This is a genomic window from Halalkalibacter lacteus (assembly GCF_036663595.1).
Lineage (GTDB): Bacteria > Bacillota > Bacilli > Bacillales > Bacillaceae_D > Halalkalibacter > Halalkalibacter lacteus.
On record NZ_JAWRVL010000058.1, the window covers coordinates 1 to 9,344 of the forward strand.

Here is a 9,344-nt window from a genome sequence, read left to right on the forward strand (position 1 = left end):
TTTCACAATCTCCTTACATACATCCCCTACTCCTGGCGTGTACACAAGGCTTAAATCTGCTTCACTATTTATCTCTACTTTACTAACTACCTCTATTTTTCCTATATGCTGACGATGTAAACGAATCGCTTCTTCTTTTAGATAATTATGACTCATTTTTATACCCCTTTCCGCTGTAAACGCTTTCAACTTAACTATCCATAGTTTAATAAATTTGGAAAATTTGCGACAGTTTATGTAACTTAATAAACCTTTTGTAATTAAAAAAAGCGACCTAAGGCCGCTAAAAAAAGTAATTGTTCATATTAGGAGCAGTTGATACCGCGGTAGTCGGACAACTTCCCTAAAGATAGATGGAAGGGAAGGTTGTACTCTTACCTCGATAAATAGCTGAACAGTCAGAAGTCAGCAGAGATCATAGGCTAAATAGGTTACCGTGTATTCTCGGCTTGTCAGTCAGACCTCCCCAGAGCGGTGTTGTCATTTGAGAAATTATAATAGGTATAGCTAAAACCATGTATTGTTAATTCATTAAAGACTTCTGAATCGTTCGTATAGAAGTAGAACTTTGTAAATTCATATAACTTCCCCTTCAACAATAAAAATGTCACAGCACTTGATATGTTGTGACATTAATCCTTCGTTTTTTTCTGATTTCGCGATATTTAGGCACTCGATGCGCAGTAAAGTGCTACACCAAATTCCCCCTCGCCCTTAGCGTACGAAGACGCGGGTGTTCAGCAAGAACGGAGTCTCTCATTCGTTCAACTACAGGATGTTTAGAGGCAAAAAGCTGGTCTTTTGAATCGTAAAGCCCAATTAATTCTCCTTTTTCAAGGACACCAAAAGTATCGGAGATTGAAAAGGCGGCTTTAATATCATGTGTAATAAAAAGATAGGATAAGCCAAAATCATCTTTTAATTCTCTTAATAATTGTAGAATTAAGCTCTGTGTCACCATATCTAAACTACTAACGGATTCGTCTAGGACGATTAACTTCGGCTTAAGTGCGATTGCTCTAGCAATATTAACCCTTTGCAATTGCCCACCGCTAAATTGATGCGGGTATTTTTTTAAATCCTTTTCACTTAACCCGACTCGTTCCAATAATGAAATGACCGTTCTTTTTTGTTCACTTAAAGTTAGGTTTTCATAGTTTTGTAATGGTTCACTAATAATACGTTCAGCTGTCATACGTGGGTTGACGGATGAATAGGAATCTTGAAAAACAACTTGTAAATCACGACGGATCTTTCGTTGGATCATTTTACTCGCATGATAAATATCATATCCTTGAAACAATACCCGACCGTGCTGTGGCCGTTGTATGCCAAGGATCACTTTCCCTAAGGTGCTTTTACCAGCTCCACTCGTACCAAGTAGGCCTAAACAGGTCCCTTCTTCAATCGAAAAGGAAACATCAATAAGTGCTTTCTTGGATTGATCCTTCCATGTAAAAAGCTTCTTAGCATTATAACTATGAGTTACTTCTTTTACCTGTAATAAGCTCATTGGTTTCACCACTTTTCTAACGGTCACACCATAAGTGTGATCGTTTGTTGTTCCATATTAAAGGTAGGCCTTGTGTTTAGCAGCTGCTTTGTGCACTCATGTTTTGGATGATCAAATAATTCAAACACATTGGCAGCTTCTACAATTCTTCCGTGTTGCATGACAATGACATCATCTGCCATTTCCGAAATGACTGCAAGATCATGAGAAATAAGTAAAATAGATGTTCCATATTCAGAACGAACTTTATCTAATAGTTGAAGTACTAATAATTGGTTATGAAGATCGAGCGCCGTAGTTGGCTCATCAGCAATAATAACAGAGGGACGTAAGCATGCAGCCATAGCAATCATGACTCGTTGCAGCATACCCCCACTTAATTGAAAAGGGTATTTTCTTAGTAATCTATTAGGATCTGGTAAGTTTACACTTTTCATCACATCAATTGCAAGCTCCTTTGCTTGCTTTTTCGTTAATGAGGTGTGAGACTTAATGGTTTCGACAAATTGATGGCCAATCGTAAAAACAGGAGTAAAAGCATTCATCGGATTTTGCATAATAAAAGCAATCTCCTTCCCCCGAATTTCCCGCATTTCTTTAGTTTGTAAACCATTCAACTCCCGACCTTGTAGTGTGATGCTTCCTTCGATTTTCATGTTCTTTTGATCAAACAGCTGTAAAATAGACATACTTGTCACCGTTTTACCACTACCGCTTTCCCCAACAAGACCTAGAATCTCCCCTTTCTTCATTCCAAAATTAATACCTTGAACAAGCGTGGAAAAACCTTCTGTGGTTCTTACTTGTACATGTAAGTCTCTGACTTGTAATATATTTGGCTTTGTTGCTTCCATTATTATCAGTCCTTTTTGATTAACGGCGTTTCACCCCAAAGCGTTCTGACAGTGCTTCGCCTAATAGATTAAAGGTAATAACCACTAGCATAATCATTAAACCCGGATAAAGCATTAATGTTGGATTCGTTCTAATATATGACTTCCCTTCATGAATCATCGCCCCCCACTCCGGTGTAGGAGGTTGCACACCTAATCCTAAAAATGACATGGAAGATAAATTCATAATAGCCCAACCCATTTCTAATGTTCCCATGACCGCTAGTGGTGGAAGAACATTGGGAATGATATGTTTTTTCATAATTGTCCATGAAGAAGAACCACTTATTCTAGCTGCTGTAATATAGTTTTGTTCTTTCAGGCTTAAGACCATCCCTCGTATGACCCTTGCGTAATAGACCCATTGTACGAGAATTAATCCTAAAATGACTTGTTTAAGACCAGCTCCCCAAATACCAACAAATCCAAGAACAAACAAAAGGCTAGGGATAGCCATCAAACCATCTCCGAATCTCATTAATAACTGATCAACCCATCCACCTTTATATCCAGCGATCATACCAATGATCAAACCAATACTTAAAGCAGAAATAAAAATCAGCATAGCATACCCTAGCGAAATACGAGCAGCATATAGGATACGAGATAACGTACATCGACCTAAATGATCTGTTCCTAATGGGTAATGGAAAGAAGGCGGCTCTAGTTTATGAGCTAAATTAACAAGAACTGGGTCATTAGGTGCAAGCCACGGAGCAAGAATTGTGATTAAAAATAACCCGCACAGGATGAGAGAACATAGGACAATCACTTTTTGACTTTTTAAGATATCACGAAACTTTGCACTCATTAATACTGACTTCCTTTTCTAGAAATACGTGGGTCAATATACATTTGTATAATATCGACAATTAAGTTACTAATAAGGAATAAACCCGCTGCTAGTAGCACATAGCATTGAATGACAGGAACATCACGGTTAAAAATAGCCTCAATAAAATAGCGCCCAAATCCTGGCCATGAAAAGACTATTTCTACAATGATTGCTCCCGTCATGAGGTTTCCTAAATTCATTCCAAGTCCCGTAATCATAGGAGAAATGGCCATTCTTAATACATGCTTTCCCATTATAATTTTTTCATGAATCCCTCTCGTGCGTGCAAAGAGCACATATGGCTCTTGTAAATTCTCAAGAACGCTTGCTCGCAATAATCGAGTATACAAAGCGATTAAAGGAAACGCCAACGTGACAGAAGGTAAAATTAAATGTTTCCAAGAGCCAATACCTTCTACTGGGAAAAGATCTAGTTTTACAGAAAAGAAAAAAATCATTAAATACCCAAGCCAAAAAGAAGGGATGGATGCCCCTAAAAAAGAGAGGAATCGACTAAAATGGTCAATTCCACTGTTCTTCTTTATACCAGCTAGAAACCCAATAGGGACACTTACAAGAATCGCTATGATGATGCCCCCTGCTGTTAACTGAATGGTTGCTGGCATTCGAGAAGAAACCTCTTCCCATACGGGTTTATTTGTTACATATGATACACCAAAATCAAATTGAGCTATCTTACTTATGGTGTTCACATACTGGACAAGGAGAGGTTGATCTAAGCCAAACTCATGTCTTTTTTGGGCCAATATCTCTTCTGTAGGCTGAATATGTGCAGCAGCTAAGTAAGCCTCAGCTGGGTCTACTGGTGATAGATGAATCATCCCAAATGTTAGCAACGTGGCCAAAAGGAATATCGGAATAATTGTTATAATTCTTTTCAAGATATATGTGCCCATAAGAAATCTCCTGTCGCTTACTCTTCGATACTAATACTTGTAAATGGATGTTCATCTCGATTAGCAGGGAATGAAAAATGAGAAACATCCTTTTGATAGACTGCTATTTGCTTAATATATGAGATTGGTATGATGGCACCTTGCTCTTGTAGTGAACCTAAAATTTCTGAGTATAGCTGTTGACGTTCATCTTCATCAATAGTTTGTTTGACTTCATCAATTTGTCTCAATAATTCATCTTTATTAGGATAAGATGAAATGGCTTCGTTAAACCCAAATCCTTCTGTGGCAACTATGTTTACGAAAGTGTGTGGGTCATACGGAGCACCATAGTTACTAAAGAAGTTCATATCAAACTCATTAGCTTTGAATCTTTCGACTTGAGTCGTAAGCTCAACTCCAACAATATTTAATGTAACGCCTAATCCTGCCCACTCAGACTGTAACGCTTCGGCCATTGTTTTTTGAATCGATTCAGCAGAATTATACATTAACTCGATTTCAAGTGGTTGCCCACCTTTCTCACGAATGTCTTTTCCTTCTAGTAATACCCAGCCTGCTTCATCTAATAATTGTTTTGCCATTTCCACATTATAATCAACCGTAGTGACTTCAACATTTGACGTGTATGGAAAGTTGGTTGGCACGATATAATCAGCCTTCTCTTCCACTCCAGATGTCACACCCTCAACCATTGCTTGTTTATTAAATCCAAAATGTAAAGCTTGGCGAACACGGATATCTGAAAGCTGTTCTTTATTCGTATTTATAACAAGTTGTCTAGTAGCTACCGGTTCAGAAATACTAGTTTCATAAGAACCCGTAGATTCTAACTGTTTAAAAGAATCTAAACTGATCACACCTTCACCGTATATAAGGTCTAAATCCCCTTTTTCAAAAGCAAGCACACGTGTTTCAGCATCAGGAATGACTTTGACTTTAATTTGCTCGACATTCGGGAGATCTCCCCAATAATTGTCATTACGTTTAAAAATAGCAAATTCATCTACTTTATATTCATCCAGTACCCATGGACCTGTCCCGACTGCTGCTTCTATTCCTTTAGAAGTATCCCCGTCTTCGGGGAAACCCGCTTCTCCTAGGAACCGAACTGGGCGTACGACAGCCAACTCCTGTATAGTAGGGTAATATGGTACTTTTAAAATTAATTTAAACGTATACTCATCTACGACCTCAGTTTGATCAATTAACGATATAAATCCTAACCAACTATGTAAATCTACATTTTTTAAAATAGCATCAAAGTTCTTCTTCACGACCTCTGCATTAAAGCTTGTGTCATCTGAAAATGTAACATCTTGACGCAAGTGGAAGATATACTCTTTTCCATCCTCAGAGATATCCCACGCTTCAGCTAAATGAGGTTGTAGCTCGCCTCCATCTTGATAGCTTACTAATGGTTCATATACCATTGATTGGGCAATTAATTGAGTAGGATTGTAGACATGTGGATTCATTTCACCTACATCTCTAGGCCAAGCAAAAGTAACCATATTTTCACTTTCACTAGTAGAAACTGAATCTTCTTCTACTGAATCACTTGAACTAAATGAACTTGAACAACCAAATAAAATCATGGATAAAAAAAGAAAAAATACCGATATAAGTAAAAAATGTTTTTTGTTTATTTGAATTGACATTTCATTCCACTCCTAAGCTAAATTGAAAACTATTATCAATAGTAATGATAATAGTTTTCATTGTCAACAAGAGTTTTATAAACTTTAAGAAAATAATGCTTATTATTTTTTTGTTCGTCAATTTGTGAACATATTTATTTAGACTGAAGTTGGTCAGGGTGAATTTTTATCTTAGAGAATAAATAGACGTTTCTTTTTGCTTCCATAAAAAAGACACCTCAATATGAAGTGTCTTCCAACATAGTGCTGACGCTGCCTGCTTAATGCATTTCTTCCCTTGATCTAAAACACCTGGCATTTGTACGTTATTTTCGACCACACTCATTTCTAAAAGCGAATCTTTAAATTAGGTTTCTATCACAACCGCAACATGAGGATATACCTTATATTTTCCAGTTGAATATGTCTCTGCACTTGATTCCTGCGCTAAAATACCCCATATGAACCAGGAATTACTGTTACATTTCGGCAACAACTACTAATTTACTAAATTAAAAGGTTCACAAAAAGGTGTGTATACTATATTATTTCACTAGCTCTTTAGACACATCAATCCAAATGGCCCCTTCATCAGCTGAACGTACACAATTTTCAACCCAGCGAACTCCTTCGAGCCCTGCATTAATATCAGGATAAACAAGGTTATCTAGTGTTTCTTGATCCCCGCGATTTTTTGCATCAATTGCAATGGCAAATTTGAGATACATATTTGCCCACGAATCAGACAGACCTTCTACATGTAATGCTCCCAATCGTTCGTCTGCATTACAACTCTCATCCAAGTAAGGCATTGCGCGAATCAACGTTTGAGCAGGTTGCCCTTGAATTTCATATGATAGTTCACCCGGCTTACTGTCCCACCACTCCAGACTTGCTTTTGAACCGACAATGCGAATTCGATGACCATCCATACGTTACCCCTACTATTTTTCTTTTTCCTCTGCAAGCACTTTAATTTCTTGGACCTCTTTAGTGGTGAAGAATAACGGCTTTTCACAGATCACATGAAGATCTGCTTCCAATGCCGCTTTACAGATTTCATAGTGTGTTCCATTTGGCGTTGCGATGGAAACTACTTCAATGCCATCTTCTCGTTTTCGTTCCTCGGCAAACATTGTATTATAATCTGGGTAACATCGCTCTTCCGCTACACCTAAGTTAATTCCAAACTCCTGTCCCCTTGCATGATCGATATCGAATGCTCCTGCTACTAATTGAAAAGCCGTGTTATCTCTTAGTGCCCCGGTACGGTGTTTATAACCGACTGTTGAAAGGAATAATAAAATGATACTGAATGAACCAGGTGTAAAAGATGGATCCCATTATTATTTTTTTACGCCTTCTGAAACTATTAAAAAATATTATTATCACTTGATCTGCTGTGGACATTATTACTGTAATGCTGACTACAATATTAAACGGGATTATTTCCCTTACTTTCTGTTAGTTTATATTCGTAATGGAAAACTTCATGTTAACTACAATGATAAAATCGTGACAGCCAAGAAAGGTGATATCCTGTTAATTGACTGCCGTGAACCTCACCACTATTACGGCTCAGATGGACTAGAATTCATCTATATACACTTCGATGGACCTAATTCACATGAATTATGCAGCTATATCATTAAACAGCACGGGTTTTTCTTTCAAAATAAACGCAATATAGAGATAGGAAAACAGCTTTATCAAATGATATACACCCATTATAATGAACAGGAAATGTCCATCTCTGAGTCCACATGTATGATTTATAACATGATTAATGGTCTTTCCGTAAAACCGGAAAAACAAAATAATGAGACGTCACCTGTTGACGAAGCCATTCATTATATTAAAGCGAATATAGACAGGCAGATCACGTTAAAGGAGATTGCTAACTATGTAAATCTAAGCCCTTATTATTTTTCTCATGTTTTTAAAACAGAAACAGGTTACGCTCCCATAGAGTTTGCTACAAAGAACAGAATTGACAATGCCAAAACTTTACTGAAATCGACTTCTCTTTCTATACATGATATTGCCCTTCAAACAGGCTACAGCAGCAGTTCAGGTTTTATTAACATTTTCTTCAAGAAAGTTGGGTTTAGCCCGACGGAGTTTCGTAATCTTAATATTTAAAATGGAAAAATTTGAAGTTTGGTCGAAAACCTATCAATTTAATATTTTTATGGAATTCACTTAAATCTACGTTATACTTAAATATTAATAGAGTTATTTAGAACATCGATACTTTTTATTGTTAGGAGGAGTCCGATTGGATTTTGTTGCAATAGACTTTGAAACAGCTAATACGAATCGATCGAGTGTTTGTTCGATTGGACTTGTTGTTGTGAAAAATGGCAAGATTGCCGAAGAATATTACCAATTAATTAAACCAAACGATATGTACTTTGACCCCATTTGTGTGAGAATTCATGGGATTACTCCTGAAGATGTCAAGGGTGCCCCATCATTTAATAAAGTGTGGAAGGACATCTCCCATTTACTAGAAGAAAACCTCGTCATTGCCCATAATGCAAGTTTCGATATGTCTGTATTGAGGTACTCACTGGATGAGTGTAGGCTAGAATATCCTTCGTTTTCTTATAACTGTACCGTTAATATTTCTAAAAAAACATGGCATGGTCTACATAGCTATTCACTGAATGTGGTCGCAAAGCATTTACAGATTGAATTTAAACACCACCATGCACTCGAAGACGCACAAGTGGCAGCGCAAGTTTATCTTCAAGCTTGCAAACATAACAATGTTACAAGTCATGAGGAACTCATTGAAAAACTAGAAATTGGTCAAGGAACTGTTTATGCCAACGGTTATACACCAGCACGTGCCAACAAAAAGAAAAGCAAAAATAAGAAAAGTTCATTAAAAATCAGTTAACCAGAATACAAAGATGGATGAGACACTTGTTCGTAAGCAGCTCATCCCTTCTTGCATCCTTATTTTATGGACTCTTAACAGTTATAAAAATGGGGAGCGCTTTTCATTCTTATTACTTGAAGAATTATAAAATCTATTAGAGCACTCAAAATAAGTCGTCGGGTAACTTTATCGTAACACAACTCATTATAGAAAAAATTACAAATATTAAAAATATATCCAAGCTAATTACAAAAGAAAATCGACAAGTGCCAACACTTGCCGATTTTCTTTCGACCTCTATTTTCTTTTATTCCCTTTATTATTATCACCGCTAGCTGGAACTTTGCCGTGTAATTCTGGTGCATTTTGATTACGGCTACCTTTATTATATTTTTTTGTCATATTTCACATCTCCTTTCTTATTTCATGTACAGTTTGTCCTTTTTTGGCAAACTTATGTTTTTCTCTTGAAAAGAACAAACTCACAATCGAAAACTATAAACACGTTCGACTCATTAATCACGACCATATCTTTTTGTTCTTACTAAAAAAGACAATCCAAAATGGATTGTCTTTTTTAACTGCCTGGCAACGTCCTACTCTCACAGGGGGAAGCCCCCAACTACCATCGGCGCAAAAGAGCTTAACGACCGTGTTCG

7 protein-coding genes, 1 rRNA gene and 2 pseudogenes are annotated in these 9,344 nt (G+C 37.0%); 2 read left to right on the forward strand and 8 right to left on the reverse strand.

Going from position 1 to position 9,344, the window contains the following annotated elements:
* The 7 genes and pseudogenes from SAZ04_RS23605 to SAZ04_RS21120 form a co-directional block, all read right to left on the reverse strand.
* Nucleotides 1–156: pseudogene (locus tag SAZ04_RS23605) on the reverse strand (NAD-dependent malic enzyme); the annotation flags it as partial.
* Between the two features lie 535 nt (nt 157–691).
* Nucleotides 692–1,513, reverse strand: coding sequence for a nickel import ATP-binding protein NikE (gene nikE, locus SAZ04_RS21095; RefSeq protein ID WP_332699293.1), 822 nt, complete (start codon nt 1,511–1,513; stop codon nt 692–694).
* Nucleotides 1,514–1,536: 23 nt separating this feature from the next.
* Nucleotides 1,537–2,367, reverse strand: a complete 831-nt coding sequence (gene nikD, locus SAZ04_RS21100) for a nickel import ATP-binding protein NikD (protein ID WP_332699295.1) — start codon at nt 2,365–2,367, stop codon at nt 1,537–1,539.
* A gap of 19 nt (nt 2,368–2,386) precedes the next feature.
* A complete protein-coding gene (gene nikC, locus SAZ04_RS21105) occupies nt 2,387–3,217 on the reverse strand; it encodes a nickel ABC transporter permease subunit NikC (protein WP_332699298.1) in 831 nt (276 codons plus the stop codon).
* Nucleotides 3,217–4,158, reverse strand: a complete 942-nt coding sequence (gene nikB, locus SAZ04_RS21110) for a nickel ABC transporter permease subunit NikB (protein ID WP_332699301.1) — start codon at nt 4,156–4,158, stop codon at nt 3,217–3,219. Before nikB ends, nikC begins: the two co-directional genes overlap by 1 nt.
* A gap of 17 nt (nt 4,159–4,175) precedes the next feature.
* Nucleotides 4,176–5,819, reverse strand: coding sequence for a nickel ABC transporter substrate-binding protein (gene nikA, locus SAZ04_RS21115; protein ID WP_332699304.1), 1,644 nt, complete (start codon nt 5,817–5,819; stop codon nt 4,176–4,178).
* 524 nt (nt 5,820–6,343) lie between these two features.
* Nucleotides 6,344–7,093: pseudogene (locus SAZ04_RS21120) on the reverse strand (Gfo/Idh/MocA family oxidoreductase); the annotation flags it as partial.
* Nucleotides 7,094–7,103: 10 nt separating this feature from the next.
* On the opposite strand from SAZ04_RS21120, the gene SAZ04_RS21125 reads away from it, so the two are divergent.
* Together SAZ04_RS21125 and SAZ04_RS21130 are read left to right on the forward strand one after the other, a co-directional pair.
* A complete protein-coding gene (locus SAZ04_RS21125) occupies nt 7,104–7,940 on the forward strand; it encodes an AraC family transcriptional regulator (protein WP_332699307.1) in 837 nt (278 codons plus the stop codon).
* A 136-nt stretch (nt 7,941–8,076) separates the two neighbouring features.
* Entirely contained in the window at nt 8,077–8,703 is a 627-nt protein-coding gene (locus tag SAZ04_RS21130; RefSeq protein ID WP_332699310.1) for an exonuclease domain-containing protein, read from the forward strand.
* Nucleotides 8,704–9,268: 565 nt separating this feature from the next.
* Here SAZ04_RS21130 and rrf read toward each other — a convergent pair.
* Nucleotides 9,269–9,344 (reverse strand): 5S ribosomal RNA (gene rrf, locus SAZ04_RS23610); the annotation flags it as partial.

Coding starts and splice junctions, on each gene's coding strand:
- nikE (WP_332699293.1), bottom strand. CDS start 1,513: ATGAGCTTATTACAGGTAAAAGAAGTAACTCATAGTTATAATGCTAAG.
- nikD (WP_332699295.1), bottom strand. CDS start 2,367: ATGGAAGCAACAAAGCCAAATATATTACAAGTCAGAGACTTACATGTA.
- nikC (WP_332699298.1), bottom strand. CDS start 3,217: ATGAGTGCAAAGTTTCGTGATATCTTAAAAAGTCAAAAAGTGATTGTC.
- nikB (WP_332699301.1), bottom strand. CDS start 4,158: ATGGGCACATATATCTTGAAAAGAATTATAACAATTATTCCGATATTC.
- nikA (WP_332699304.1), bottom strand. CDS start 5,819: ATGTCAATTCAAATAAACAAAAAACATTTTTTACTTATATCGGTATTT.
- SAZ04_RS21125 (WP_332699307.1), top strand. CDS start 7,104: ATGATACTGAATGAACCAGGTGTAAAAGATGGATCCCATTATTATTTT.